Genomic DNA, 25,271 nt, shown 5'->3' on the forward strand with positions numbered 1-25,271 from the left:
CCCCGCGCCTTGAAATCACCTTCGCGCCCGGACGCCTCGCATGCCCGGGCAAGGGGACGTGCCATGGACGCGAACCATCTGCTGGAGTTGGTCAAACTACCGGCAGGGGATGATCGACAAGCTCGCGTCCGCCCTGAAGGCGCCCGGTGAGCACGAAGCCTTCCTCAAGTGGCTCACGGAGGACATCTACAAGGGAAAGCGGACCACCGCGGTGATGGAGCGGCTCGCGGACGTCGCGAAGGAGGCCATCGAGCCGACGCTGCTGCGGGTCATGGGCGACGACTTCCTGAACAAGCTCAAGGAGCGCATCCAGCGGCTCAACGAGGGCGCGGAGCCCGCGGTGGCGCAGGAGGGCGCCAATGGGGTGAAGCCGGATTCGGCCAGGCCCTTCGAGGCGGATGGCCGTGCCGCGCCCGATGAGAAGGGCCGCGCCGCCGCGGAGACCACCGAGACGGAGTTGGAGTTCTTCGGCGTGGTGCGGGACATCTGCGTCAAGAACGGCGCCGCCGTCGAGGATATCCTCTACCGGGACACGGCGTCCTACTTCAACGTGTCCTTCAAGCGGCCCACGAAGTGGTTCGCCCGGTTCTTCAGCAATGGCAAGCGCAAGAGCATCGTCACCTGGGTGCCGGTGGACGAGGCCCGCGCCATTGCCGCGGGCTTCGAGGTGGAGGCGGCGCCCGCGGGTTTGGGCACCAGCCGCGTCTTCATCGAATCGGTGCCCCAGGTCTGGGCGCTGAAGACGCTGGTGACCCGGAGCCTGGAAGTGTCCAAGACGGTGCGTGACGAGTCACCGTCTTCAGACGGTGCCACACACGAGGACGGGAAGCCCGCCCTCAAGGTCATCACGGGCTGACGCTCCGCCGCGGTGCTCACGCCGCCGCGCGAAGCGACGTGAGACCCACGGCCTTGAGCGCCAGCACGCCCGCCACGGCGAAGGCCTGCCCGGCGAGCAGCGCGGTCCCCAGGGGCGTGAGCTCCTGGGCGTGCATGACGATGAGCAGCACGCTGCCCACCACCCATGCGGCGTCCACCAGGACATGCACCAGGGCTGCTCCCAGGACGGGCTGCTTGAACCCGACCCAGAGGTTGAAGGCCGACCACGGCAGCAGGAAGAGGCCCACGCTGAACAGGAAGGTGGACGGCAGGGGCCAGCCCGCGAGCTGGGTGAGGGTGGGAGCAAGGAGCAACAAGGCCGCGCCCATGAGGAGTGAGGCGGCGGCGTCGAAGCGGTAGACGAAGCGGGGATTGCGAAGCAGCTGGGGCATCATCTGGGCTCTCCGGGTGGCTGGGAACGGGAGCACAGTGTTCCTGGCAGGGAATGTTCTCAATTACCTCGAAGGTCATCGTCCCGCGTCACGGCCTGGGGCAGTCTGGGCTCGGAAAGGGACACGGCGATGATTGGACCCCTGCTCAAGGAATGGAGAACGCTGCGCGGCAAGAGCCAGCTGGCCCTGTCGCTGGAGGCGCAGGTATCGGCGCGTCACCTGTCATTCCTGGAGTCGGGCCGCTCCGGGGCCAGCCAGGAACTGGTGCTGCGGCTGGCGGAGGCCCTGGGGCTGGGGCTGAGGGACCGCAACGCCCTGCTGGTGGCGGCGGGGTTCGCGCCTCAGTTCGGCGAGCGCGGCTGGCACAGCGCGGAGCTGGCGGAGGTCCGGCGGGCCGCGGGGCTCATCCTCGCGTCGCATGAGCCGTATCCCGCCATCGTGGTGGATTCGTCCTCGACGGTGCTCGAGGCCAATGCGGGCGCGCTCGCGATGATGGGGCAGCCGCGTGAGGCGCTCGGACAGGTCAACCTGATGGACCTCGTCTTCGTGCCCGGACCCGTGCGCTCGGCCATTGGCAACTGGGAGGAGATTGCCGGGTATCTGCTCCACCGGCTGCGGGAGGGCGCTCGCATGCGGGGCCCCCGCTCACCCGTGGCATCGGTCCTGGCCCGTGTCCTGGCTCAGCCAGGTGTCGAGGCGTTGACCGCGCTGCGGCCCGCCAACGCCGGCTCGGTGCTGGTGCCCTTGACCTTCACCCGCGATGGCGCGACGACGCACTGGTACACCACGCTCACCAGCTTCGGCGCCCCCCAGGATGCCCTGGTGGAGGAAATCACCATCGAGCAGTTCCACCCGATGTGATGGATTATTCCCCGCGGGCCGCGTCGTTGCGTCGGGCTCGGTCCATGTCCACCTGAAGGAGAGCGCCGGGTACGGCGGCCATCCAGTCAGGGAGTCAGGCATGTTCGGAGATACGAAGGCGTTCAGCGGCTTCTCAGTGCGAGACGTGGCGGCGGCCCGGAAGTTCTACGGCGAGACGCTGGGCCTGAAGACGTCCGAGTCGGACGGCATGTTGACGCTGCACATCGCGGGCGGCAGGGACATCCTCGTCTATCCCAAGGACAACCACACCCCGGCGTCGTTCACGATTCTCAACTTCCCCGTGGAGGACATCGACAAGGCGGTGGACGCGCTGTCCCAACGCGGCGTGCGTTTCGAGCGGTACGACGGCTTCGACGCGGATGCGAAGGGCATCGTCCGGGGTGACGCGGGGCCGCCCATTGCCTGGTTCAAGGACCCTTCAGGCAACGTGCTGTCCGTCTTGCAGGGCCAGGGCCCGGCCTGAGCAGTGTGCTGTCCTGGGGACTCTGGGGCGAGCAATCGAGGAAGGACTGCGAAAGCCACCCTACGGAGCCGATGTGATGGACGCGTGACGCGGGCCCGTCATGGGAGGACGAAGTCGCGTGGCTTCAGCGGCTCGGGCTGCGGTTCGCCCAGCGCCTCCATCAAGTTCATCTCCACGCTGCGCGCCATCGCCAGCAAGGAGAGGTCGTTGGGCTCCGTGCCGAAGGGCTCCTCCAGTTCGTCGCTCAGCCGGTCGAGCCCGAAGAAGGTGTAGGCAATCATCGCCGCGAGCCAGGGCGTGAACCAGCCCAGCGCCTCCGCGAGACCAAAGGGCAGCAGCAGGCAGAACAGGTAGGCGGTGCGGTGCAGCAGCACCGTGTACGTGAAGGGCAGGGGCGTGAAGCGGATGCGCTCACACGCGGAGAGCACGTTCATCAAGCCATGGACGTGCGTCCGCAGCTCGCTCCAGGTGATGTCGGTGAGATGCTTCTCCCGGAGGAGCGAGGCCAGCTCCCGGTCGTGCTCCCGAAGCAGGGCGTTGGGGCGGTTCTGGCTGGCCAGTACGCGCGCGGCCTCCGGCTCTGGCAGCAGGCGGCTGATGTCCTCCCGGGCGTCATGCCCGCGCAGGTGTGCGGCCATCGCGTGGGCGAAGGCGATGTTCCGCCTCACCAGCCTGCGCATCGCCTGTTGCGCTCCGCTGCCGTCGTCCCCCAGGAGCGCGATGGCCTCATGGGAGAATGAACGCAGTTCGATGATGAGCGCGCCCCAGTGCTTCCGGGCCTCCCACCACCGGTCGTAGCAGGCGTTGTTCCGGAAGCCGAGGAAGATGGAGAGCGCGATGCCCAGCAGGGACAGCGGCGCCGGTGAGGAGATCTGCAGATCCAGATAGCCTTGCCGGTACGCCCAGACGACGAGCGCGGAGAGCGCCGCGATGCCCAGGACGTGGGGCAGGACGCGCGGGAGGATGGTCCCGCGCACAACGAAGAGGAGCCGAAGCGAGCTGAGGCGAGGACGGACAATCACGAGCAGGGACCTTCCTGCGCCAAATGCCTCCGGGTCGCAAGCGCTCCTCTTGGGGGCCTGTTCAGGCGATTAGGGGGAGCGGGGCCCGCTGGTAAGCGTGTGCCACGGTCCGTCGTGAATCCGCTCGATGGTGTGGTCCGCGAACGATCAGACGCCGTCGCAGGCACCTCGCAGGACGGTGAACTGCAACGGCGCTTCTTTCGGGAGTTCCAGGCGCGCAGCGTCTGCCCGGACGCATGGTCGATGCCAGCCACATGCGCGACGTAGAGCATCCCCTGGTGCGCCGCGATGCCCCAGGAGTCACGCGCTCCGTCGAGCGGCGTATTGAAGGGGGCGGCGTATCCATCGGAGGCCACCGCGATGAAGTCCTCGCGGCTGTTGCCGGCGAGGTCTTCGATGGTGACGGCTTCCTCGTGCGGAGGCCCCGGCCCTGTCCTGGTGGGCCGAGGCGGAACCGCTGCGTTGCGGGGCGCCGAACGTATCGCCCGAGGTGGACTCAGGGGGCCGTGGGTACCGCGGGCCCTCCAGCGTCAGGGACGCACTTCGGTTCTGCGGTGGAGCCCCACGTCCGTTCTCGGCGTGGTGGTCGTGGTGGTTCCAATGCTCTTCTTCCACGGGAAGGTGAGCGCCAGCGCGACGCCCGACAGACCCACGATGGAGTAGATGAGGCGACTGAGCGCGCTCATCGCCGTCCGTGTCTCGCCGCCGAAAAGCGCGTTCACGAGGTTCCAATTGAAGAAGCCAATCAGGCCCCAGTTGATGGCGCCGATGATGGCCAGGACGGCCATCACCTTGGCGAGCCCTCCTCTGGTTCGGTCCGCATCCGCTCGTTCCATGGCTCGTATCCTTGGCTAGGTGTGTTCCACCCGTGCAGGTGGGTGATGCCTCCCGGATAAGGTGTTGCCCGGACGCGTCCTGGCTACTCCTCCGGCACCGATTGTCCGGCTCGGTGCTCCGGACGCCATGCGGCTCAGCGGGAGTGGGTATCCACCAGTCGCTCGGGAATGCGCGCGACGAGGAGGTCGATGGCCGCGCGCACCTTCGAGGTCAGGTGTTTGCTCTGAGGCCACACCGCGTAGATTTCGTTGCCATAGGGGCGCTGAGTCTCCAGCACCTCGACGAGCCTGCCGCTGCTCAGGTGCTCGGCGATGAGCCAGCGAGGAAGCCACGCCAGCCCGGCCCCCTGCACCGCGGCGTCCATGATGGTCTCCACGTCGTCGAAGCGCAGGCGCGCCTGGACGGCGATGCGCTGCTCGCCGCCCTGTCCGTCCGGGAATCGCCAGGGCTTGTTGACGCCGTTGCGGCCGTAGACGACCGCGTCGTGCTCGCCCAGGTCTTCCAGTGTCTTCGGGCGGCCGTGGCGCTTCAGGTAGCCGGGCGCGGCGCAGACGGACATCGTCTGGACGCCCAGCCGGCGCGCCGTCAGTCCCGCGTGGTCCGCCAGCGGCGCGACGCGGAGGGCCAGGTCGTAGCCTTCCTCGACGAGGTCGACCATCCGGTCGCTGAAGGCGATTTCCAGCTCCAGTCCCGGATGCTGGAGGACCAGCTCGCGCAGCAGCGGCGCGGCGCAGTGCCGGCCGAACATCACGGGCGCGCTGACGCGCAGGCGGCCCGTGGGCGCGCGCCGTCCGGAGTCCAGCGCCGTCTCCGCCGCCTCGAGCTCCGCCAATGCGCGCACGCAGCGCTCGTAGAAGGCCTGGCCGTCCTCGGTGAGGCTCTGCCGACGCGTGGTGCGCTGGAACAGCCGGGTCTCCAGACGCTCCTCCAGCCGCGCGATGCTCTTCCCCACGGCCGAGCGTGAGAGCCCCATGCGCTCCGCGGCGAGCGCGAAGCTCCCTGCCTCCACGGCCTGGACGAAGGCGAAGACGCCCCCAAGGCGGTCCCTCATGACGCTGCTCCTATTGGTGCCTGCGCGTCTCCAGTGACTCGACAAAGTGTCGCCACTGACGACGCTGCCTCGTCCGTATAGCTCCCGCATCACTTTCATGCAGGACGCGGAGCGGACGATGGGCGCGACGATGAAGCGTTGGCAGGCGAAGCAGGCGGGACGGGCGCACCTGGAACTGGCGGAGGTGGCGATTCCCTCTCCGGGTGCTGGTGAGGTGTTGATTCGCGTGTCGGCGGTCTCCCTCAACTACCGCGAGAAGCTGATGCTCGACGGAGGTGGCTCCCTGACGGCGCACCAGCCCTTCACGCCGGCTTCGGACATGGCGGGCGTGGTGGTCGCGGCGGGCGCGGGCGTGCAGCGCTTCAAGGAAGGGGCGCGCGTCATCGCCAACTTCCAGACGGATTGGGTGGACGGGCCCGTGCCGCGTGGGACGGTGCGCAGCCTGGGCGGAAACGCGCCGGGCGTGCTGGCCGAGTACGTCGTCATGCCGGAGCAGTGGCTGGTGGCGTCTCCCGAAACACTCGATGACGTGCAGGCGAGCACGTTGCCGTGCGCCGGCCTCACCGCGTGGACGTCCCTGGTGGAGCTGGGCGGGCTGCGTCCGGGGCACACGGTGGTGACGCAGGGCACGGGCGGCGTGTCCCTGTTCGCGGTGCAGCTTGCCGCCGCCATGGGCGCGGAGGTCATCGTGCTCTCGGGGGACGAGGACAAGCTGGCCCGCGTGAAGGCCCTGGGCGCCGCGCACGGCATCCATCGTCGCCACACTCCGGAGTGGCATACGGCGGTGCTCGAGCTGACGCGAGGCGCGGGGGCCGACCACATCCTGGAGTTGGTGGGCGGGGAGAACCTGGGCCGGTCGGTGAAGGCGCTCGCGTCGGATGGGCGCGTCTCGCTCATCGGCGTGTTCGAGGGCTTCGAGAGCCGCTTCCCGGTGCAGCCCTTGTTCCTGAGCTCCGGCGTCATCCAGGGCATCTTCGTCGGACACCGGCGCGGGCTGGAGAACCTGGTGCGCGCGGTGGACCGGCTGGCATTGAAGCCCGTGGTCGACACTGTCTATTCACTCGATGCGCTGCCCACGGCGCTCGAACACCTGGACCGCGGACCGTTTGGCAAGCTGGTCATCACGGCTTGACCTGGACCCACGGCGAATCGTGCGCCCCGACGCGACCGGGGGGGGCCGGTGGTGGTGCTCCAGGACGAAAGACAGACGCGTGCGAGGGTGAAAGACCACGCCATGCGTTGGTGGAAGACATAACGATGGGTTCAGGCGGCGCTGCGAGGGGTTGAAGCGTCAGCGGGCCTGGAGTGGCGCAGGCGCCCGGGCGTACTGTCCCGGGCGGCATGCGCACACTCCATGGACTCAGTTACTCGCCCTGGACGGAGAAGACCCGTTGGGCGTTGGACCACCACCGTGTCGCCTATCGCTACCGCGAACACCTGCCGCTCATCGGCGAGCCGCTGCTGCGCTGGCGTACGCCGCGTGGCGTGCGGCCCGCCGTTCCCTTGCTCATCGACGAGGGCGAGGCCTTTCCCGGCTCGTTCGTCATCGCGCGGCGCGCGGAGGAGCTGGGGCAGGGGGAGCCACTCTTTCCCGCCGCGGACCTCCCGGTGATTCAGCGCTGGGAGGACGACAGCGAGCAGGTGCTCTCCGCGGCGCGCGCCAAGGTGGTAGCGGCGTTGCTGGAGAGTCGTCAGGCCCAGGTGGAGAGCCTTCCCGCCTTCCTGCCCGCGGGGCTCCGGTCGGTCCTGGCACCGTCCGCGAGGCTGGGCGCGCGCTTCGTGGCCCGCAAGCACCAGGCTCCCGTGGACATCGCCGCCGCCGTCCATGAGAAGGTCATCCCCACGCTGGAGCGCCTGCGTGAAGCCCTGGGCGGCCGGGACTACCTGCTGTCGCGCTTCAGCTACGCGGACATCACGGCCGCGCTGATGCTCCAGTTCGTGAGGGCGGTGGACGACGGCTACCTTCCCCTGGGGCCTGGGACGCGAGCGGTGTGGAGCGACGCGGCGCTCGCCGCCCGCTTCCCGGACCTGCTCGAGTGGCGGGACGGCCTCTACGCGAAGCACCGCCGCCCCTGAACCACGCGCGCGCGGACCTGCCAGACAGCACCCTGAAACGCGAAACGGCGCCAGCCTCGTGAGAGGTGGCGCCGTGGAGCCGAAGCCCGGAGGCTCAGCCCGGCTGGCAGACCTGCCGGAGGATGTCGAGCGACTCCAGCGCCTTGCCCGCGCCAATCACGACGGCGGAGAGCGGGTCCTCGGCCAGGAACACGGGCAGGCCCGTCTCCTCGCGCAGCAGCGTGTCCAGGTTCTTCAGCAGCGCGCCGCCACCGGCCAGGACGATGCCGCGGTCGGCGATGTCGCCGGCGAGCTCGGGCGGGGTGCGCTCCAGCGTGAGCTTCACCGCCTCGACGATGCCGTTGACGGGCTCCGCCAGCGCGTCACGCACTTCGTCGCTGGACACCGTCAGCGTGCGCGGCACGCCGGCCACCAGGTCGCGACCCTTGATCTCCATGGTCATGACCTCGTCCGTCGGGTACGCGGTGCCAATGCCCATCTTGATGAGCTCCGCCGTGCGCTCACCGATGAGCAGGTTGTACTTGCGCTTGACGTACTGGATGATGGCCTCGTCCAGCTTGTCGCCGCCGATGCGCACGCTCTTGGCGAACACGATGCCGGCGAGGCTGATGACCGCGACGTCGGACGTGCCACCGCCGATGTCCACTATCATGTTGCCGCTGGGCTCCGTCACCGGAAGGCCCGCGCCAATGGCCGCCGCCATGGGCTGCTCGATGAGGTAGACCTCGCGGGCGCCCGCGTTGGCCGCCGCCTCGCGCACCGCGCGGCGCTCCACCTCGGTGATGCCGGAGGGGATGCCGATGATGATGCGCGGATTGACGAGCGTCTTGCGGTTGTGCGCGCTCTGGATGAAGTAGCGCAGCATCGCGGCCGTGATTTCAAAGTCCGCGATGACGCCGTCCTTCATCGGACGGATGGCCACGATGTTGCCCGGGGTGCGCCCGAGCATTTCCTTGGCTTCCTTGCCCACCGCGAGGACCTTCTTGCCCCCGCGCGCGTCCTGCTGGACGGCCACCACCGAGGGCTCGTTGGAGACGATGCCCTGGCCGCGGATGTAGATGAGCGTGTTCGCCGTGCCGAGGTCGATGGCGAGGTCACGCGAGAAGAGGGTGTGAAGCCAGTCAAACATACGGGGGCGGGAACTTTCGGGGGGTCGGCGGAATTTCCCCGTCATCGCGGGGGCAGGCGCGGGCCAAGGTACTACGCGACGCAGCACGGAGGAAGAAAAGCCGGTAGCGGCGTTCACATCCGCCTGGGGGGCAGTCGGCCAGCGGACGCAGGCGCGGCGCTTCCAGCGCTCAGGGGATGGGGGTGGGCTCGGCCTGCGCCGACTCGAAGCGCGCCGCCACCAGCCCCGCCTCCAGCGGCTTCTCCTCGGGGAGCGCCGTGGGCGGCAGCGTCCCCTGGGCCTCGGCGTCGCGGTACTCCGGCGTCTGGCGCAGGGCCTCGCTGGTGACGTGGAGCAGCGTGTCACGCACGGGCTCGAACAGCAGGGCGGTAAGGTACCAGGCCGGGGCGTAATCCAGGCGGATGAGGCCGTGTACGCTCCACCTGTGCGGCGCGTAGTCCCACGGGCAGCGGCCGAGCAGGCGCTTGAGCAACCAGCCCGTGCCGTACTCCGCGCCGAAGATGAGCCCCGTGTAGACCAGGGCCCGCAGCGGCCGGGGCAGGGGCTTGAGCCGGGCGGAGACCTCTTCCAGCGCCAGCGCCGTGCCTCCGTAGATGGGGTGCATCCACAGGTAGGTGCGCGCCGTGGCGTTCCGGTCCTTCTTCAGCGCGGCCCCCGTGCCGGTGAACATCACCTCGAGCACCCAGCCCACGCACCCATAGACGAGGAATCTTGAAAGCACTTCGGAAAGCTAAGGCTGCCCCGCAGAAGGGGCACTCCCGCCCCCTGGGGTCGGTGCTGGCCGCCTGCCTCGGCTGTGCCATGGCGGACGGTGTGCCTGTCCCCAGGGGGACTCCAACTCGGACGACACGGGCCCACACGCCCAGGAGCCCGCCCAGGGCGGGCGGGCCCCCGACAGCGCCGGCTCAGCCCGGGATGCCGGCCGACCAGCGCTGCGTGAGGTACAGCTCGGCGAGCTGGGCCGCGTTGAGGTCCTGCGACTCGCCCGCGTAGGTGCGCTCGGTGGACAGGCCCACCTCGCCGCCGCCCACGCCCGCGTGGACGCCCACGCCAAAGTCGCCGGTGACCTTGTGCTTGTCCTGGACGGTGGCCTTGATTTCGACCTTGTCCTTGAGCTGGTTCAGCGCCTGGCCCACGTCGCCCCGGGCGATGCTGCCGAAGGCGCCGCTGGTGGCGATGTCGTTGATGTTGCCGCTGATTTCCGCCTTCACCTCGCGGCCCGTCGCGCCGCCCAGGCCCAGCGCGGACGCGTTGGCCTGACGCGAGTCGGTCAGCGTCAGCTTGGCCTCATGGGTGTCACGCACGCTGGCGCCAATCTCGCGAGCGGTGCCCTTCGGGTCCTTGATGAAGTCGGTCGGGTTGAAGCCCTCGGGCAGCTCCACGCTCTGCTCCAGCTCCACGCCGAGCGAACCGGACACCCCCGCGGATGCGTTGGTGGGCAGCGACACGGAGTCCCCGCCACCGGTGGGGATGCCCACGCCCGCGGACGCGCTGGCGTTGGCGTTGATTTCGAGGCTCTGCTTGAGGGTCAGCTTCTGGGGCTTGCCGCCCTCCATCTCGATGCGGGCCGTGGTGCTCTGGTTGACTCCGGCACTCGCGCCGGCGCCCGCGCTGATGGCCTCCGGCAGGCCCTTCATGCCCAGCTCGGCGTTGACGCTGGCCTCGGCGCCCAGCTTGAACTCCACGGCGCTCATGTTCTTCGTCAGGCCCGCCAGGTCCGACAGCGGATCCCCAAGGACGTGGTTCACGCCGGCGCCCAGCACGGGGTTGCTCGCGGTGGCGCCCGCGGTGGCGGTGGAGGCCGCGATGATGCGGGTGGCGTTCTTGGCCTCCTCGGCCGTGTCGAACTTGAACTCCACCGTGGCCCCGGCGGTGCCGAAGGCCTCCGCGCCCGCGTCCGCCGCGCCCTTGGCGCCCAGCTTGGCCGCGACGCCCGCGCCCACCTCGCCGGTGACGGACACCGTGTAGCCGCCGCCCTCTTCCTCACTGCGGCTGACGCCCAGGGTGCCCTTCACCTTGCCGGCCAGCGTGGCGCCGTTGGCCTCGGCGTAGAGGCTGATGGAGGTGCTCTCACCCGGCTTGAGCTGGTCCACCTGCCGGTTGAGGTTGACCGCGTCGCCAATGGCCCGGGCCGTGTCCACCGGGTCCCGCACCACGTCCGCGGTGCCCTGGAGCGCCCCGCCGATGATGTCGTTGGTGATGCCCTGCAGGGGGTTGAGCGTGGGCGCGTCCTGGATGGCCCGGCCCGCCACGTCCAGGCCGTCCGCGGCGATGTCGGTCGCCTTGTCGAGCACCGGGCCCGCCCGCTCCGCCGCATCCTTGAGGACATTGCCCAGGCCATTCGCGGTGACGGCGGCCGCGGTGCCCGTGGCGCTCAGCGTGCGCTGGGTCGCGGTGCGGCCCGCCTCGAACACGTCACCGGCGGCGTTGCGCACGTTGCCCGCCGCGTCCTGCACCCGGTCCTTGGTTCCTTCGACGACGTTCTGCGTCGCGTTGGCCACGCCGCCCACGACGTTCTTGGTGGCGTTGGCCACGCCGCCCACGGCGTCACCGGCCTTGTCCTTGGCGCCCTCGACGACGTTCTGCGTCGCGTTGGCCACGCCACCCACGACGTTCTTGGTGGCGTTGGCCACGCCGCCCACGGCGTCACCGGCCTTGTCCTTGGCGCCCTCGAAGACGTCCCGGGCCCGCTCCTGGGCCGCGTTGGAGACCTTCTCCTTGGCCTCCTGCGCCTTGGCCGCCGCCTGCTCCGCGGCCTCCGCGGCCTTGCGCGCCGCCGCCTCCGCCGCGCGCCGGGCCGCCTCCGCCGCACGCTTCGCCGCGGCCTCGGCGGCCCGCTTCGCCGCGTCCGCCGCTCCGCCAATCAGTTTTCCGATTCCCATGGGGGCTTCCTTCTCCAGGCTGTCACGGCCGTGGGTCGTCTCGCGGGGGCGGGACGCGGCGCGTGCGCGCTTCAGGGTGTGGTGCCGGCTGGGGCCTTGTGGCGGGCCAGCCGAAGCCCTCAGCAGTGTCGAGTCTTGAAAGCAGGCATGGACGATTCCTGCCCTTTAGAAAGAGCGGGTACGCTGTGAGGGCTGCGGGGATTCTCAGGAAATGAGGCGGAAGAGTTTCGTCGGCGCGGCAGAAACCTGGCCGCCGAGCGCTGGATTGGCGTTTTCCCGCCGCGGGGGAGCGCTTTACTGGGTGGCACCCGCGTAATACAGGAGAAGCGGATGTGCCCCGCGAGCCCGACAGCCCCGCTATCCCCACCCGGGCGACGCGCGCGCGGGATGCTGCTGGCCATCGCCCTGGGCACGGCGCTTGCGTCCGTGCCGGGGATCAACGCGCTGGAATGGGTGGTGGCCGCCGAGGCCCACGCCGAGTACGGGCCCTCTGAGAGAAACGGCGCGCGGGTGGACCGGCGCGGCGTGGCCTTCGTGGGCAAGCGCACCCGCCAGTTGCGCTGTGGGCGCCTGGCTGGGGTGGGGAGCGACACCTGGGCCGCGGTGATGAGCGCCTCGGCCGGGGTGAAGACGAAACCGACCCTGGGCCGGGTACGAGAGTCCTTCCAGCCGGGCTTCCATGAAGCCCACCGTCAGGCTCGAGAACGGCGGCGGGCCGTTGCCACCGACACCGTCCGGCTGCTGCGCTCCGCGGCCCGGATGGTGCGAGCAGGCAACGCCGGTGACCGGCCGACGCTCGTCACCCAGTCGTTGCGCGGGCCTCCCGGGCGCGGCTGAAGACTTCGCTCGGAGTCGGGCCGGCGGGTAACGCGCCTGCCTTCTTTGTTTCCTCCCGCATGATGCGCGGTCCGACGCATACCGCCGGGCCGGGCCGAACCTCAATCTTCCGCTAGGTTGTTTTTTTCGAGGTGTACCGATGCATGGAGCCCACGAGGTCCTCCAAGCCATTGCCGTCGTCCTGTGCGTCGCGGCAGTGACGACGGTCCTCTTCCAGAAGCTTCGCCAGCCCGTGGTGCTGGGCTACATCCTGGCCGGCCTCGTCGTCGGCCCGTACCTGCCGATTCCGCTCGTCGCCAACCCGGAGGTGGTGACGACGCTCTCGGAGCTGGGCGTCATCCTCCTGATGTTCTCGTTGGGGTTGGAGTTCAGCCTCCGCAAGCTGTTCGCCGTGGGCCCCACGGCGGGTGTCACCGCCGTCATCCAATGCAGCATCATGATTTGGCTGGGCTTCGTGGTGGGGCGCGCCTTCGGGTGGACCACCCTGGAGAGCCTCTTCACGGGCGCGCTCATCTCCGTGTCCAGCACCACCATCATCGCCAAGGCCTTCGACGAGCAGAACATCCGGGGCCGGCTGCGGGAGCTGGTGGTGGGCGTCCTCATCGTCGAGGACCTCATCGCCGTCCTCCTGATGGCGACGCTGACGGCCATCTCCTCCGGCACCGGCCTGTCCGTGGGGGAGCTGTCGTTGACGACGGGCCGCCTGGTGGCGTTCCTCGTCGGGCTGGTGGTGGTGGGGCTGTTCATCATCCCCCGCGCGGTGCGCTACGTGGTGAAGCTCAACAAGCCGGAGACGACCCTGGTCGCCAGCGTGGGCATCTGCTTCGCGGTGGCGCTGCTGGCGCAGGCCTTCGGGTATTCGGTGGCGCTGGGGGCCTTCCTGGCGGGCTCGCTGGTGGCGGAGTCCGGCGAGGAGAAGGTGGTGGAGCACCTGGTGCAGCCGGTGAAGGACATCTTCGCGGCCATCTTCTTCGTGTCCGTGGGCATGCTCATCAACCCGGCGCTCATCGCGGAGCACTGGGCCGCCATCCTGGTGCTCACGGTCGTGGTCATCGTTGGCAAGCTCTTCAGCGTGACGCTGGGCGCGTTCCTCACGGGGCACAGCACCCGGACCTCCGTGCAGGCGGGCATGAGCCTGGCGCAGATTGGCGAGTTCTCCTTCATCATCGCGGGCCTGGGCCTGTCGCTGAAGGCCACGGGCAACTTCATCTACCCGGTGGCGGTGGCCGTCTCCGCGATTACGACGCTCACGACGCCCCTGCTGATTCGCGTGTCGGGGCCGGTGGCCAGCTATGTGGACCGCAAGCTGCCCAAGCCGCTGCAGACGTTCGCGACGTTGTACGGCACCTGGGTCGAGCGGCTGCGCGACGCGCCCCGGCGCCAGACGTTCGGGGCCTCGGTGCGGCGGCTGGCGCGGTTGATGGTGCTGGACGCCGTGCTGCTGATTGTCCTGGTGATTGGCACGTCGTTGACGGCGGGCAAGCTGGGCTCCCTCATCGAGCAGCGGCTGGGCATCGATGAGAACCTGTCCCGCTACATCATCCTGGGCGGCGCGGTGCTGCTCTCCATCCCGTTCCTGGTGGGCGTGGTGCAGGTGGCGCGCCGGTTGGGCGAGGAGCTGGCGGAGGCGGCGCTGCCCGGGCGGAAGGACGGGCGGGTGGACCTGGCGGCGGCGCCCCGGCGCGTGCTGCTGGTGACGCTGCAACTGGGCATCATCCTGCTGGTGAGCGTGCCCGTGGTGGCGATTACGCAGCCCTTCCTCCGGGGCGCCATGGGCCCGCTCGTCGTGCTGGCCCTGATTGGTGCGCTGGGCGTGACGTTCTGGCGAGGCGCCACCAACCTGCACGGCCACGTCCGCGCGGGCGCGCAGGTCATCGTGGAGGCGCTGGCGGCGCAGTCCCACTCGCGAGAGCCGGGCGCGGATGAGCACGCGCTGGACCACGTCTCCAAGGTGCTCCCGGGCCTGGGCGAGCCCGTGCCCGTGCGGCTGGAGGCCTCCAGTCCCGCGGCGGGGAAGACGCTGGCCGAGGTGAACCTCCGCGGCCTCACGGGGGCCACGGTGCTGGCCATCCGGCGCGGGGACTCGAGCGTGTCCGTGCCGTCCGCGCAGGAGGTGCTGCAGCCGGGTGACGTGCTGGCGCTGACGGGCACGCAGGACGCGGTGGAGGCCGCCAAGAGCCTGCTCACCGGCGCACCGGCGCCCGCCTCGGAGCCGGAGCCGACGGGCGCCCAGGTGTAGGGACACGGGCCTGGGGGCGGCGTACGCTCCGCCCCCGGGGCCTACCGCTTCACGCTGTACTTGGCGATGGCGTAGAGGGCGCGGACGCCGTCCTTCCAGCCAATCTTCTTGCCCTCTTCGTAAGTGCGCCCGTGGTAGCTGATGGGCACCTCGAAGACGCGCCAGCGGCCACGGGCCACCTTGGCGGTGATTTCCGGCTCGAAGCCGAAGCGGTCCTCCTCCACCTGCACGGAGCGCAGCACCTCGGCGCGGAAGGCCTTGTAGCAGGTCTCCATGTCGGTGAGGTTCAGGCCGCTGGTCATGTTGGACAGCGTGGTGAGCACGTTGTTCAGCACGGTGTGCCAGTAATAGAGGACGCGCCGGGGCGTGCCGGTGAAGCGGCTGCCGAAGACGACGTCCGCGACCCCGTCGATGATGGGCTGGATGACGTTGGGGATGTCGCGCGGGTCGTATTCCAGGTCCGCGTCCTGGACGATGATGATGTCACCCGTGGCTTCGGTGAAGCCTCGCCGCAGCGCCGCGCCCTTGCCCTGGTTCTTCTCCTGGAAGAGGACGCGCACCTCGTTGCGATTGCGCGGTGTACCGCCCAACAGGCCCACGCCCTGCTCCTGAAGCTGGCGCAGGAATTCGCGGCTGCCGTCCTTGGAGCAGTCGTCGATGAGGACGAGCTCCTTCGGGAAGTCGACGGCGACGCAGCGGCGCAGCAGTTCGGCGAGGGTGGGAATCTCGTTGTAGACGGGGATGACGAGTGAGACGAGCATGGCGTTTTGCGGCTGTACCGCATTTTGCGTCACGGGGCGACCTTCTGGCACGGAAGGTGTGGGCCGGGTGGGGCGCGGCGTTCAGCGGAGCGCCGCGGCCCGGAGCGTGTCCATGAGGGCGTCCAGGTCCGCGTCGGTGGTGAGCGGGTTGATGAGGGTGACACGGAGATAGACGCCTCGGGGCAGCTTTGTCTGCACCAGGTAGAAATCTCCGCGAGTCACCAGGCGCTCGCGCAGCTTCGTCTGGAGGGTGTCCCACTGCTCGGCGGGGACGTGCGCGGGCGTGTGGCGGAAGCAGAGGATGTTGCACTCGGGCGGCACGGCGACCTCGAAGTCGCTGGCGGCGGCGAGGCGCTGGGCGAAGCGGCGGGTCTGCTCGTAGGACTCCGTCACCGCGTCGGAGAAGAGCCGGGTGCCCAGCACGGCGAGGCAGGCGTACACCTTGAGGGCCATCATCTCCTTGGTGCACTCCAGGGTGCGCAGGGCCACGTCGCTCCAGGGGCGCTCCGCGTCGCCGTGGAAGATGTAGCTGGCCTCCTGGGAGAAGGACTCGAAGGAGCGGGCGCCATCGCGGAAGAGGACGGCCGTCACCAGCGCGGGCATCAGCAGCCCCTTGTGGGCGTCCCACACCACGGAGTCCGCCCGGTCGATGCCGCGCACGAGGTGCCGGTGGGCGGGGCTGAGGACGGCGGAGGCGCCGTGCGCGCCGTCGACGTGGAACCAGAGGCCGTGGCGTTCGCAGAAGTCGGCCACGGGTTCCAGTGGGTCGAAGGCGCCGGTGGCGGTGGAGCCGGCGTTGGCCACCACGGCGATGGGCTTGCGTCCCGCGCGCGTGGCGGAATCGAGCGCGGCGTCGAGTGCTTCGGGGCGCAGGCGGAAGTGTTCGTCCACGGGGACGGGCGTCACGCCGCCTTCGCCGAAGCCCATGATGCGGGTGGCGCGGGCGAGGCTGTAGTGCGTCGTCTGGGCGGCCAGCACGGTGAGGGGCGGGCCGGCGTGGGCGCCGCTGTTCCATGCGTCGTAGCCGGCCTTGGCCTGCCGCGCGGCGAGCAGGGCGGTGAGGTTGCCCAGGGAGCCGCCGGAGGTGAGCACGCCGTCGGTTGTTTCGGGCAGGCCGAGCCGCGCGGCCATCCAGCGCAGGACGTTGCGCTCCATGGCGGTGGAGACGGGGCCCATCTCGTATACGGCCATGCCGTTGTTGAGCAGGGAGGACACCGCGTCGCACAGGGCGGCCAGCGGCACGGGGGCCGTCACCTGGTGTCCCACGTAGCGTGGGTGGTGCAGGTGGTTGGAGCCGGAGAGCACGCGGGTGATGAGGTCCGCGAAGTCGCCCGTGGGCGCTTCGGGGAAGGCCGCGGCGAAGCGGTCCACGTTCACCGCGGGGGCAGCCCAGGGGAGCACGGGACCTTCGGCGCGGGTGGTGCGCGCGAGGTAGTCGGAGAGCATGTCCATCAGCTGGTGGGATTCACGGCGGAAGGTGTCAGCGTCGTAGGCGGCGGCGATTCGCGCTCGAAAGTCCGTCATGGCTCGGCGGACCCTAGCGGTGCCGGTTCGAGGGCGGAATGGTCCCTTCGTCCGTTACCGGGTGTACGGAGAACCCTTGGTAAGAAGGGGCGAGTGAGCAGGCGGGGTGGCGTGTGGTGGCGGCGCGCACTAAGTCTGGCGCATGGGGCGCGCATGCCGTGTGCCCTGCTCACGTGAGGAGGATGGCCATGGCCGACCCGAAGGTGACGATTACCTACTGTACCGCTTGAGGCTACAGGCCTCGGGCCGCCCGTGCGGCGGCCGCATTGAAGGATGAGCTGGAGGTAGAGGCGGAGCTGTTGCCGGGCCCTTCGGGAAGCTACGAGGTCGCCGTGGATGGCAAGGTCGTCATCCGGAAGGCGTCGCTCGCATTTCCCACGGACCACGAGGTGGTGGACGCGGTGGCGAAGGTGCTGGGGCGGTAGCGGGCAGGATGCCTTGGCCGCTTCGTGCGATGCTGGGCGCGAGCGACGCGCCCACTTCGCGCGGACGAGATTCGCCATGGTTGAGCAGGGGGGCCTTCAATGTCTGCACGGCGCTGTGCCACGAGAGTCCTGGGCGTTGCTGCTCTTCTTGGGGTTACGACCCTGGCGGCGGATGAGAAGTCTGTCTTTGCACGACTGCATCCTGCAATGACTCGCGCCGAGGTCGAGAAGCTCGGGAACAAGGTATCCCTGGGGGCATACCAGGGGCATCTCATGTCCTCGTTCACGAGCGAAGGTGCGCTTCAGAGCGTCGGCGCGATTGCCACGTTCCGACAGGGGAGTTGTCCGGAGGCGCTGGAGAGCGTGCGCCAGTACCTGGAGCAGGATTTCGGCGCGCCACGCAGTTTGAAACCGCATATCCCACTGCAGTATGGCGGGCTGAATAAGCGCTGCCATGACTGGAGGCTCGGTGTCGCGTGGCTGCAGGTCTGCTGCGCTCGGTATGAGCTCGAGAAGGGCCGTCCCCCGTTGATGAACGTATCGGTCATCTATGGAGTCAAAGGCAGGGACACGCCCGTTGCGCATGGAGGCCACGGGGGGGACTCGCTCATCATCCCCTTCGACGGTTTTCCCTGACATGCCTCTCACAAGAATGTGAACGGCACCACTCACGGCTCGCTCACGTTCCGACTCCCTCGCCGTGGGTATGCAAGCGTCCAGTCGACAACCCAAGCAAGGCAGGAAAAATCGAGTACTACGCGGGGCAGGCGGCCGGGCAGGCGGGCGGCAATCAGGCCCCGGTGGACCGCTCCCGGACATGGCCTGGGGCACCCAGCTTTAGAGCACAGGAGGTGACACTCATGGCGTGGCCGACAGTCGCGTCGCCCTACGAGCGGCGCTCCCTCACCAGTGGACTGCGGGTTCGGGACGAAAGCGGGGCGATGCTGGGCTACGTGGCCCTCATTGGCCGGGAACACCTCTACGCGCGGCGCTGGCCCTTCAGCCGGCAGTGGACGGAGTTCCCGCTGGCCCGCGTGCGGCATGTCTCCCGAGGTTCGGTGTTCCTGGAGGGGCAGATGCCGGGCCGGGTGGTGGCGGCCGACAAGGGCGCACACGCGGAGATTCCCACGCAGACCCTGCCGCTGGCCGAGCTGGACGAGGCGTCCACTCCCGTCTGAGCCCTTCAACCAGGTGCGGCGCCGCGCGGGGTTTTGTGCTTCAAGGAGGCGCCATGGCCCCTATCGAAGAGCTGTCCCAGAGGGTGTCCGCCGCGTTCGCGGATCGGACGTTGTTGAAGGACGCGGCCCACGTGGCCGCCGTGCGCGAGACGCTGGCGCGGTTGGACTCGGGTGAGCTCCGCGTGGCGGAGAAGGGCGTGGACGGCTGGAAGGTGAACGCCTGGGTGAAGGAGGCCATCCTCCTCTTCTTCGCCGTGTCGGAGATGAAGGTGATGGAGGTGGGGCCCTTCGAGTTCTACGACAAGGTGCCGCTGAAGAAGGGCCTGGAGGCGGCGGGCGTGCGCGTGGTGCCCCCGGGCACGGTGCGCTACGGCGCCTTCGTGGAGAAGGGCGCGGTGGTGATGCCGGGCTATGTGAACATCGGCGCGCGCGTGGGCGCGGGCACCATGGTGGACACGTGGGCCACGGTGGGCAGCTGCGCCCAGGTGGGCAAGCACGTCCACCTGTCCGGCGGCGTGGGGCTGGGCGGGGTGCTGGAGCCGCCCTCCGCGTCACCCGTCATCATCGAGGACGGTGCCTTCCTGGGCAGCCGCTCCATCGTCGTCGAGGGCGTGGTGGTGGAGGAGGAGGCGGTGCTGGGCGCCAACGTGGTGCTCACCGCGTCCACTCAAATCATCGACGTCACCGGCCCCGAGGAGCGTGTCTTCAAGGGCCGCGTCCCCGCGCGCAGCGTGGTGATTCCCGGCATGCGGGAGAAGCAGTTCCCGGCCGGCAAGTACATGGTGCCGTGCGCGCTCATCATCGGTCAGCGGACGAAGTCCACCGACCAGAAGACCAGCCTCAATGCGGCGCTGCGCGACTTCGCGGTGGCGGTGTAAAGGCTGAAATCCAGCAGCCCGCGCGCGCCGTAGAAGGCGTGTGACGGCACGGAACGTGACGATGGCGCACCATCTGGACGACATCCTGCCCGAATGGGCACTGGGGATGCTGGAGGCCCCAGTCCGGGCGTCCGTCGAGCAGCACCTCGCGGAGTGCGCGAGGTGCCGCGAGGTGGCGGACCGGCTGGTGTCCACGCACGCGGCGCTGGCGTCGCTGGTGGTGCCGCCGCCCGCGGTGCTGGCGCGGTTGATGGACCGGATGGAAGGTCCGGGGCGGCTTGCCCGCTTCGCGGACCGGGTGGCGGCCTTCTTCGACCTGTCGCGCGAGCGAGCGCTGGCGCTGCTGGACGCCGTGAGCGACCCGGCGGCGTGGATGCCCGGACCGGTGGAGGGCTCGGAGCTGATGCCGGTGGAGACGGGCCCCGCGCGCGAAGGGACGATGGCCGCCATCCTCCGGCTCCACCCGGGGGCGCGCTACCCCCGGCACACGCACCACGGCCGCGAGTGGAACCTGGTGCTGGAGGGCGGCTTCCGCGAGGATGAAGGGCACGAGGTCTTGCCCGGTGAGGAGCTGGAGAAGACGGACGGCAGCGCGCATGGCTTCACGGCGCTGACGGAAGGGCCGGCGTGTCTGTGTGCCTCCGTCCTGGAGGGCGTGACGCGCTTCGAGGAAGCGTTCGCGGACGGCTGACGCCCGGGGCTATGGTGGAAGGCGTATGGCTTCCATCGACCTCGCCACGCGGCTGGCTCGCACCACGCTCGAGCTGTGCCGCATCCCCAGTCCCATCACCCAGGAAGGGCCCATCGCCGACCATGTGGAGCGCTGGGCGCTCCAGCACTTCCCGCGGGAAGAGGTGTTCCGGGTCGGCCACACGCTGCTCCTCGGCAAGCTGGAGGATGCGCGCCCCACGGTGGCCCTCATCGGGCACCTGGACACGGTGCCCGCGCACCCCAGCGACGCGGGCCGTGAGGCGCGCATCGAGGGCGAGCGTGTCTTCGGGCTGGGCGCCTCGGACATGAAGGGCGGGTTGGCGGTGATGATGGCGCTCGCGGAGGATTTGCGCCGCGACACGCTGCCCGTGAATCTGGCCTTCCTCTTCTATGAGCGCGAAGAGGGCGCCTACGCCGAAAGCGGCCTCATTCCGCTGTACGAGAAGCGGCCGGACCTGGCGAAGGTGCGGTTCGGCATCGCCATGGAGCCCACCGACAGCGTGGTGCAGGTGGGCTGTGTCGGCTCCATGCAGGTCACCGTGCGCTTCACCGGGCGCAGCGCGCACTCCGCTCGGCCGTGGCAGGGGGAGAACGCCATCCACAAGGCGGGGCCGTTCCTCGCGGAGTTGCTCGGGCGTCAGCGCGTGGAGGTCAACGTCGCCGGCTTCCCGTTCTACGAGGTCATCAACGCCACGCTCGCCAAGGGGGGCCGCGCGCGCAACGTCATCCCCGAGGCCTTCGAGCTGAACCTCAACTACCGCTTCGCGCCGGGCAAGAGCATCGAACAGGCTAAGGCGGACGTGCACGCGCTCGTCGCCGGGCGGGCCGAGGTGGAGTTCACCGATGCGTCGCCCAGCGGCCCGGTGGTGGCGGGCAACCCGCTGTTCCAGAAGTTGATGGCCCTCACCGGCCTGCCCGCGGCCTCCAAGCAGGCCTGGACGGACGTGGCGCGCTTCGGCGAGTGGGGCGTGGATGCCATCAACTTCGGGCCCGGTGAGACGGCCCAGGCGCATCAGGCCAACGAGAGCGCGCCCATCCCGCCGCTTGCGGACGCGTATGAGAAGCTCGCGGCCTTCCTCAAGGGCGCGAGCTGACGAGGACTCGTCGCGGGACATGCCCTCCGGGGCATGACGCCCGCGCGCGGTGCACGTCATTCGTCCGCTGTCGTTCATCTGCGTGCCTTCACCGCACACGCCCTGGCGTGCATGGGCGTACCCTGTCCATGCATCGCCTGCAGTCTTCCCCAACCGGAGCCGACTGAATGACGAACGAGTCCGTCAATCCGCAGCTGACCGACGATGTCTCTCCCTCCCCGGCGGAGGCGGGCCTCGCGCCCACGCCGCGGCGCCGCACCGCCACGAAGCGCAAGAGCGCTTCACGGACGGGCAGCACGCGGAAGTCCGCGCGCAAGGCCACCACCAAGCGGGGGACTCCGCGCGCGAAGAAGACGGCGGCACGCGGGAAGACGACCACCCGCAAGTCCGCTACGCGCAAGTCCGCCACGCGTGCCACCGGCCGCGGCGCGCGCAAGGCCACCACGCGGAAGACGGGGACGGCGGGACGGACCGCCCGCAAGACGGGGACGCGCGGCACCGCGACGAAGCGGACCACCACGCGTGGCGGCGCCCGGAAGTCGCCGGCCCGGCGCACGACGCGCCGCTGAGGCGTTCCGCGGACACGCACTTCGGGGCCATGGGGGCTGGACTCCCATGGCCCCTGGTGTTTTCGGAAGGCGCCCGCTCAGCGCTTCAGTCGCAGCAGGAAGACATCGCCGCGCGCGGGGCTCTGGCGTCCGGTGCCGAAGTCAGTCTCGCGGTCCGTGTGACCGAAGAGGAAGACGTCCCCGTCGGGCAGCACGCCCATGGAGGCAATGGATTCCATGCCATACAGCTCGCCTCTCGGCTGGGGCGGGTCCGACAGGAACATCGTCGTGAGGAGCGACGTGCCCGCCGCGTCGTAGCGCAGGGCCACGGGCTGCGCCGAGCCCATGCCGTCCTTGCCCGCAACGCCGTTCTCGATGCGGTTGAAGGTGAAGCCCGCCACCATCAGCTCTCCGGAGGGCGCCAGCGAGACCGCGTCCACCTGGAGCCCGTCCCCCAGACCCTTGGCCCAGGTCTCCTGTCCTTCCGCCTTGGCGGAGACGACGAAGGGGGTGTCCCGGAACGCATGCCCCGGCACCTGCATGTCACCCCAGCGCACGGTGCCCAGGAATGGGCCCGCGGCCACCACGGTGCCCTCGCCGTCGATGGCCACGTCGCGCATGGTGCCGCGTGCCTGGCTCATGGCCTTGGTCCACGTCAGCGAGCCCTGCTGGTAGAGCGCGACGAAGGGACTGCCGCTTTCGGCGGCGCTCACCTGCTGACTGCCGAAGCGCACCGCGCCCTCGTACTGGCCGCCCACCGCCATGCGCCCGGCGCCATCCACCGCCAGCGTCGTGAGCGCCACGCGCCCGCCCGCCTGGGGCTGGCCCACGGACACGGCGGATTCGGCCAGCCCGCCGTGGGCATATGTCACCACCACCGCGCCAGCGCCGGTGACGCCGTTGCCAAAGTCCGTGCTGCCCGGCGCGTTGAAGGCCACCAGCGTCCGTCCCTGGGTGTCCACCGCCAGGTCCGCCACCGCGAGGCCGGTGCCCGCGGGCGTGTTCGTCCACAGGACGTTGCCGTCCGCGTCCATCCGGACCACGAAGGTGCCATCCCCCAGCTTGTGACTGAGGAGGTCCAGGATGCCCTCCGTGGTGCCGGCGATGACGATGCCGCCCGCCGGGTCCGCGGCGATGCGGCCCCGGACGAACGCGCGCACCTCCAGCGGCGCCTCCGGGGCCCTCACGTCGAAGGCCTTCTGCCAGCGAGGCTCGCCCGTGGGCGCGCGCCGCGTCAGCACCAGCTTCGCCCGGTTATCCGTGGGCTGAAGGCTGTCCAGGTCATCGATGTCATGCAGCGACAACGTGAGGAGGTCGCCGCTGGCATCCACCGCCGCGCCCAGCGCCAGGTCGTCCTGGGGCGTGCCCTCGCGCTGCATCCACAGCGTGCTGCCCGGCCCCGGTGGTGGCGGTGGCGGACGCGCGGGTGGCGGTGGCACGCCGGGTGGCCTCTCTTCAGGAGGTGTCTCCGAACCCGGTGCTTCTTCGGGAGGCGCGACGCAGTCCCCCGGGGGGGCCTCCGTACAGCGCTCCTCGCCGGGAAGCTCGCTCGTGTCTTTCCCACCACAGCCCAGCCACAACCCCGCCCCACCCAGAACCGCCGCACTCACGACGGTCCGGACCCATCGCCACGCTGGATGCATGCAGTCCCCCCGCTTCGCCCAGGGGAGGGTCGGCATGCGTGTCTGTGTCAGCAACACCCACTGGGGCGTTTGCCTGCCTGGCCGCCCGGATGCGCGAGGCGGCCCCGCTGACCGTGGGAAATGCCGCCCCAACGGTGGCACTCCCGTTGCCCCATCAGGGGCCTGGCATGCCATGGCCGTGGCGCCCGAGGTGCCTCAGCGCCAGAAGCCCACGGACAGGCCCACGTTGGTGTAGCGGCGCGCCAGGTCGAAGGAGGCCGTCACGGACCAGTCCTCCCAGTAGCGGAAGACGAACACCTCGAAGCCGCCGGTGACGTGGGGGCGCGCGGGCCGCTTGTCGAACGGGGACGGCTCCGCGTACGCGCCGGCCCGCAGCCGAATCATGCCCGGCACCGTGTCATGCTCCACGCCGATGCGCGGCGCGAAGGAGGTGCCCTTGCCCACCATGGCCTCGTCCGCCGTGGACGCGAAGGTGCGCGCGGGCACCGCGTTGTCCACGCTTGAGATGAGGTCCACCTGGGCGCTGATGAGCCAGCGGCCAGCGGGCGCGTCCAGGGGCTCGGCTTCCGGCACCGGCAGCGCGTCTCCCTCCACGAGGAGCTGCCGCCGTGCCGCGGGGGACAGCCGGTTGTAGCGCTCCGCGCCTTCGCCCAGCCGCCAGCTGGCGCCCACCGACAGCACGGCGGGGGACACCACCGCGCCGAAGAGGGTCCGCCCCGCCAGCTCCGGGAGCTGGTTCGGCTCGCGCCGCCAGTCTCCCACCACCTCCGGCCGCACCGTCACGCCCATGCGCCAGGGGCGCCCATGCGGCCGGTACAGGATGTCCACCGCCACGCCCGTGTCGCCGTAGCGCAGGTCCGTGCCTCCGGAGTCCAGCCGGAAGGAGGCCTGCGCCGCGTAGATGCCCAGCGCGAGGATGAAGTCGTCCTGGCCAAAGGACATGGCCCCCGCCAGCACCGACTGCGTGAGCGACACGCGGATGCGCTCACCGGGCCCCGCGCACGCGGCCGTGGCGCAGTAGGACACCACGCTGTTGCGCATCGCGAAGCCGATGCCGAAGCGCTTGTACTGGAGCAGCAGGCCGCCCAGCAGCTGCCGGCTGTCGTGGGACTCGTCGGGCTGCCCGTCGTTGTCCACGTCCCGCTTGCGCGAGCCGGTGAAGGGCAGGTCCAACCAGGACAGGGTGACGCCCAAATCCCAGTCCTTCTCCAAGGCCGGACCCCGGTGCGCCAGCGAGGCCAGGTTGCTGGGCAGCCCCGCGGCGCCCTCGGCGATGCCCACGTACGCGCCGCCCATTGCCACCATGCGCGCGGAGCCCAGCAGCGCGCCGGGGTTGAGGTACAGCCGCTCCGGGCGCGGCTCCAGCGGCGGGGGCGTCTCCTGCGCCCATGCCGCGGATGTGGCGCCCAGCACCAGCGCGCACCCGAACGCTTTCACCCCCCCGCCACCGCGTCCTGCCGGACGCGCCACCGACCTGGAGGGACTCACCGAGCGCGCGTGGCCTCCGTGAAGAGACGGTCCGCCTCGGCGGCCAGTGCGGTGTCGCGGGCGGTGAGGCCCCCGGCGTCGTGGGTGACGAGCGCCAGCGTCACCTTGCGCCAGCGGATGTCGATGTCCGGGTGGTGGTCCGCCTTCTCCGCCGCCTGCGCCACCTGCTCCACGAAGGCGATGCCGGCGAGGAAGGTGGGGGCCTCGAAGGTGCGGCGAATCATCCCGCCCTCGTGCTTCCACTCGGTGTGCTGCGAGAGGAAGGACTGGAGCGCCTCGGGTGCGAGCAGCGTGGGTTTGGAAGCCATGGCCGCCTTTCTACCCGCTCCCGGGCT

Annotated in this window: 26 protein-coding genes; 14 read left to right on the forward strand and 12 right to left on the reverse strand. The window is 70.0% G+C overall.

Features of this window, described 5'->3' with window-relative positions; genetic code table 11:
* Window positions 1-109: 109 nt before the first annotated feature.
* Entirely contained in the window at window positions 110-856 is a 747-nt protein-coding gene (locus BLU09_RS07935) for a hypothetical protein (RefSeq protein WP_244171518.1), read from the forward strand.
* A gap of 16 nt (window positions 857-872) precedes the next feature.
* On the opposite strand, the gene BLU09_RS07940 is transcribed toward BLU09_RS07935, so the two are convergent.
* A complete protein-coding gene (locus tag BLU09_RS07940; protein ID WP_090487847.1) occupies window positions 873-1,271 on the reverse strand; it encodes a hypothetical protein in 399 nt (132 codons plus the stop codon).
* Window positions 1,272-1,397: 126 nt separating this feature from the next.
* Here BLU09_RS07940 and BLU09_RS07945 point away from each other — a divergent pair, with 126 nt between their 5' ends.
* Window positions 1,398-2,129, forward strand: a complete 732-nt coding sequence (locus BLU09_RS07945) for a helix-turn-helix domain-containing protein (protein WP_090487849.1) — start codon at window positions 1,398-1,400, stop codon at window positions 2,127-2,129.
* Window positions 2,130-2,229: 100 nt separating this feature from the next.
* Complete coding sequence (locus BLU09_RS07950; protein ID WP_090487851.1) at window positions 2,230-2,613, forward strand: VOC family protein; 384 nt, start codon at window positions 2,230-2,232, stop codon at window positions 2,611-2,613.
* A gap of 98 nt (window positions 2,614-2,711) precedes the next feature.
* Here the strand turns inward: BLU09_RS07950 and BLU09_RS07955 are convergent, their stop codons facing one another.
* From BLU09_RS07955 to BLU09_RS07970, 3 genes are all read right to left on the reverse strand, one after another.
* Complete coding sequence (locus BLU09_RS07955; protein ID WP_090487853.1) at window positions 2,712-3,635, reverse strand: bestrophin family protein; 924 nt, start codon at window positions 3,633-3,635, stop codon at window positions 2,712-2,714.
* A gap of 530 nt (window positions 3,636-4,165) precedes the next feature.
* Window positions 4,166-4,471 (reverse strand): DUF378 domain-containing protein, encoded by a 306-nt coding sequence (locus BLU09_RS07965; protein ID WP_090487855.1) that lies wholly within the window; start codon window positions 4,469-4,471, stop codon window positions 4,166-4,168.
* Window positions 4,472-4,605: 134 nt separating this feature from the next.
* On the reverse strand, window positions 4,606-5,523 hold the full coding sequence (locus tag BLU09_RS07970; RefSeq protein ID WP_090487857.1) for a LysR family transcriptional regulator: 918 nt from the start codon (window positions 5,521-5,523) through the stop codon (window positions 4,606-4,608).
* Between the two features lie 130 nt (window positions 5,524-5,653).
* On the opposite strand from BLU09_RS07970, the gene BLU09_RS07975 reads away from it, so the two are divergent.
* Together BLU09_RS07975 and BLU09_RS07980 are read left to right on the forward strand one after the other, a co-directional pair.
* The gene (locus tag BLU09_RS07975; protein ID WP_244171519.1) at window positions 5,654-6,655 is read left to right on the forward strand and encodes a zinc-dependent alcohol dehydrogenase family protein; all 1,002 of its coding nucleotides are present in this window, start codon (window positions 5,654-5,656) and stop codon (window positions 6,653-6,655) included.
* Between the two features lie 209 nt (window positions 6,656-6,864).
* Window positions 6,865-7,599, forward strand: coding sequence for a glutathione S-transferase family protein (locus BLU09_RS07980; RefSeq protein WP_186817863.1), 735 nt, complete (start codon window positions 6,865-6,867; stop codon window positions 7,597-7,599).
* Between the two features lie 94 nt (window positions 7,600-7,693).
* Here the strand turns inward: BLU09_RS07980 and BLU09_RS07985 are convergent, their stop codons facing one another.
* The 3 genes from BLU09_RS07985 to BLU09_RS07995 form a co-directional block, all read right to left on the reverse strand.
* Window positions 7,694-8,728 carry a rod shape-determining protein gene (locus BLU09_RS07985; protein WP_011556714.1) on the reverse strand — a complete coding sequence of 345 codons (1,035 nt, stop codon included), beginning with the start codon at window positions 8,726-8,728 and terminating at the stop codon, window positions 7,694-7,696.
* A 169-nt stretch (window positions 8,729-8,897) separates the two neighbouring features.
* Complete coding sequence (locus BLU09_RS07990; RefSeq protein ID WP_090487864.1) at window positions 8,898-9,449, reverse strand: putative ABC transporter permease; 552 nt, start codon at window positions 9,447-9,449, stop codon at window positions 8,898-8,900.
* Window positions 9,450-9,633: 184 nt separating this feature from the next.
* Entirely contained in the window at window positions 9,634-11,610 is a 1,977-nt protein-coding gene (locus BLU09_RS07995; protein ID WP_090487867.1) for a hypothetical protein, read from the reverse strand.
* 387 nt (window positions 11,611-11,997) lie between these two features.
* Between BLU09_RS07995 and BLU09_RS08000 the strand changes: the two genes are divergently transcribed.
* Together BLU09_RS08000 and BLU09_RS08005 are read left to right on the forward strand one after the other, a co-directional pair.
* Window positions 11,998-12,447 carry a hypothetical protein gene (locus BLU09_RS08000; protein WP_244171520.1) on the forward strand — a complete coding sequence of 150 codons (450 nt, stop codon included), beginning with the start codon at window positions 11,998-12,000 and terminating at the stop codon, window positions 12,445-12,447.
* Window positions 12,448-12,586: 139 nt separating this feature from the next.
* Complete coding sequence (locus BLU09_RS08005; RefSeq protein ID WP_090487871.1) at window positions 12,587-14,686, forward strand: monovalent cation:proton antiporter family protein; 2,100 nt, start codon at window positions 12,587-12,589, stop codon at window positions 14,684-14,686.
* 41 nt (window positions 14,687-14,727) lie between these two features.
* Here BLU09_RS08005 and BLU09_RS08010 read toward each other — a convergent pair whose 3' ends face one another.
* Window positions 14,728-15,447, reverse strand: coding sequence for a glycosyltransferase family 2 protein (locus BLU09_RS08010; protein ID WP_090487873.1), 720 nt, complete (start codon window positions 15,445-15,447; stop codon window positions 14,728-14,730).
* An 81-nt stretch (window positions 15,448-15,528) separates the two neighbouring features.
* A complete protein-coding gene (locus BLU09_RS08015; RefSeq protein WP_090487875.1) occupies window positions 15,529-16,971 on the reverse strand; it encodes a pyridoxal phosphate-dependent decarboxylase family protein in 1,443 nt (480 codons plus the stop codon).
* Window positions 16,972-17,159: 188 nt separating this feature from the next.
* Between BLU09_RS08015 and BLU09_RS38695 the strand changes: the two genes are divergently transcribed.
* From BLU09_RS38695 to BLU09_RS08045, 7 genes are all read left to right on the forward strand, one after another.
* Window positions 17,160-17,396, forward strand: coding sequence for a SelT/SelW/SelH family protein (locus BLU09_RS38695; protein WP_238539988.1), 237 nt, complete (start codon window positions 17,160-17,162; stop codon window positions 17,394-17,396).
* A 273-nt stretch (window positions 17,397-17,669) separates the two neighbouring features.
* Entirely contained in the window at window positions 17,670-18,032 is a 363-nt protein-coding gene (locus BLU09_RS39295) for a hypothetical protein (RefSeq protein ID WP_244171521.1), read from the forward strand.
* Between the two features lie 224 nt (window positions 18,033-18,256).
* Window positions 18,257-18,574 (forward strand): hypothetical protein, encoded by a 318-nt coding sequence (locus BLU09_RS08025; RefSeq protein ID WP_244171522.1) that lies wholly within the window; start codon window positions 18,257-18,259, stop codon window positions 18,572-18,574.
* Between the two features lie 53 nt (window positions 18,575-18,627).
* The gene (locus BLU09_RS08030; protein WP_090487878.1) at window positions 18,628-19,452 is read left to right on the forward strand and encodes a 2,3,4,5-tetrahydropyridine-2,6-dicarboxylate N-succinyltransferase; all 825 of its coding nucleotides are present in this window, start codon (window positions 18,628-18,630) and stop codon (window positions 19,450-19,452) included.
* Between the two features lie 40 nt (window positions 19,453-19,492).
* Window positions 19,493-20,143, forward strand: coding sequence for a cupin domain-containing protein (locus BLU09_RS08035; RefSeq protein ID WP_090487880.1), 651 nt, complete (start codon window positions 19,493-19,495; stop codon window positions 20,141-20,143).
* Between the two features lie 25 nt (window positions 20,144-20,168).
* Complete coding sequence (gene dapE, locus BLU09_RS08040; RefSeq protein WP_090487882.1) at window positions 20,169-21,257, forward strand: succinyl-diaminopimelate desuccinylase; 1,089 nt, start codon at window positions 20,169-20,171, stop codon at window positions 21,255-21,257.
* Window positions 21,258-21,424: 167 nt separating this feature from the next.
* On the forward strand, window positions 21,425-21,826 hold the full coding sequence (locus BLU09_RS08045; protein WP_090487883.1) for a cell envelope biogenesis protein TolA: 402 nt from the start codon (window positions 21,425-21,427) through the stop codon (window positions 21,824-21,826).
* Window positions 21,827-21,903: 77 nt separating this feature from the next.
* On the opposite strand, the gene BLU09_RS08050 is transcribed toward BLU09_RS08045, so the two are convergent.
* The 3 genes from BLU09_RS08050 to BLU09_RS08060 all read right to left on the reverse strand — a co-directional run bounded on the left by BLU09_RS08050 (window position 21,904) and on the right by BLU09_RS08060 (window position 25,244).
* Window positions 21,904-23,244, reverse strand: a complete 1,341-nt coding sequence (locus BLU09_RS08050) for a hypothetical protein (protein WP_244171523.1) — start codon at window positions 23,242-23,244, stop codon at window positions 21,904-21,906.
* Window positions 23,245-23,643: 399 nt separating this feature from the next.
* A complete protein-coding gene (locus tag BLU09_RS08055) occupies window positions 23,644-24,936 on the reverse strand; it encodes a hypothetical protein (RefSeq protein WP_090487887.1) in 1,293 nt (430 codons plus the stop codon).
* Window positions 24,933-25,244 carry a 4a-hydroxytetrahydrobiopterin dehydratase gene (locus tag BLU09_RS08060; RefSeq protein WP_090487889.1) on the reverse strand — a complete coding sequence of 104 codons (312 nt, stop codon included), beginning with the start codon at window positions 25,242-25,244 and terminating at the stop codon, window positions 24,933-24,935. The genes BLU09_RS08055 and BLU09_RS08060 overlap by 4 nt, the downstream gene beginning before the upstream one ends.
* Window positions 25,245-25,271: the final 27 nt, after the last annotated feature.

The organism is Myxococcus virescens (assembly GCF_900101905.1).
GTDB classification, from domain to species: Bacteria; Myxococcota; Myxococcia; order Myxococcales; family Myxococcaceae; genus Myxococcus; species Myxococcus virescens.

Coding starts and splice junctions, on each gene's coding strand:
- BLU09_RS07970 (WP_090487857.1), bottom strand. CDS start 5,523: ATGAGGGACCGCCTTGGGGGCGTCTTCGCCTTCGTCCAGGCCGTGGAG.
- BLU09_RS07975 (WP_244171519.1), top strand. CDS start 5,654: ATGAAGCGTTGGCAGGCGAAGCAGGCGGGACGGGCGCACCTGGAACTG.
- BLU09_RS08010 (WP_090487873.1), bottom strand. CDS start 15,447: ATGCTCGTCTCACTCGTCATCCCCGTCTACAACGAGATTCCCACCCTC.
- BLU09_RS08060 (WP_090487889.1), bottom strand. CDS start 25,244: ATGGCTTCCAAACCCACGCTGCTCGCACCCGAGGCGCTCCAGTCCTTC.
- BLU09_RS08005 (WP_090487871.1), top strand. CDS start 12,587: ATGCATGGAGCCCACGAGGTCCTCCAAGCCATTGCCGTCGTCCTGTGC.
- BLU09_RS39295 (WP_244171521.1), top strand. CDS start 17,670: ATGTCCTCGTTCACGAGCGAAGGTGCGCTTCAGAGCGTCGGCGCGATT.
- BLU09_RS07940 (WP_090487847.1), bottom strand. CDS start 1,271: ATGATGCCCCAGCTGCTTCGCAATCCCCGCTTCGTCTACCGCTTCGAC.
- BLU09_RS07950 (WP_090487851.1), top strand. CDS start 2,230: ATGTTCGGAGATACGAAGGCGTTCAGCGGCTTCTCAGTGCGAGACGTG.
- BLU09_RS08045 (WP_090487883.1), top strand. CDS start 21,425: ATGACGAACGAGTCCGTCAATCCGCAGCTGACCGACGATGTCTCTCCC.
- BLU09_RS07980 (WP_186817863.1), top strand. CDS start 6,865: ATGCGCACACTCCATGGACTCAGTTACTCGCCCTGGACGGAGAAGACC.
- BLU09_RS07935 (WP_244171518.1), top strand. CDS start 110: ATGATCGACAAGCTCGCGTCCGCCCTGAAGGCGCCCGGTGAGCACGAA.
- BLU09_RS08000 (WP_244171520.1), top strand. CDS start 11,998: ATGCTGCTGGCCATCGCCCTGGGCACGGCGCTTGCGTCCGTGCCGGGG.
- BLU09_RS08030 (WP_090487878.1), top strand. CDS start 18,628: ATGGCCCCTATCGAAGAGCTGTCCCAGAGGGTGTCCGCCGCGTTCGCG.
- BLU09_RS08025 (WP_244171522.1), top strand. CDS start 18,257: ATGGCGTGGCCGACAGTCGCGTCGCCCTACGAGCGGCGCTCCCTCACC.
- BLU09_RS08015 (WP_090487875.1), bottom strand. CDS start 16,971: ATGACGGACTTTCGAGCGCGAATCGCCGCCGCCTACGACGCTGACACC.
- BLU09_RS07965 (WP_090487855.1), bottom strand. CDS start 4,471: ATGGAACGAGCGGATGCGGACCGAACCAGAGGAGGGCTCGCCAAGGTG.
- BLU09_RS07985 (WP_011556714.1), bottom strand. CDS start 8,728: ATGTTTGACTGGCTTCACACCCTCTTCTCGCGTGACCTCGCCATCGAC.
- BLU09_RS07945 (WP_090487849.1), top strand. CDS start 1,398: ATGATTGGACCCCTGCTCAAGGAATGGAGAACGCTGCGCGGCAAGAGC.
- dapE (WP_090487882.1), top strand. CDS start 20,169: ATGGCTTCCATCGACCTCGCCACGCGGCTGGCTCGCACCACGCTCGAG.
- BLU09_RS07995 (WP_090487867.1), bottom strand. CDS start 11,610: ATGGGAATCGGAAAACTGATTGGCGGAGCGGCGGACGCGGCGAAGCGG.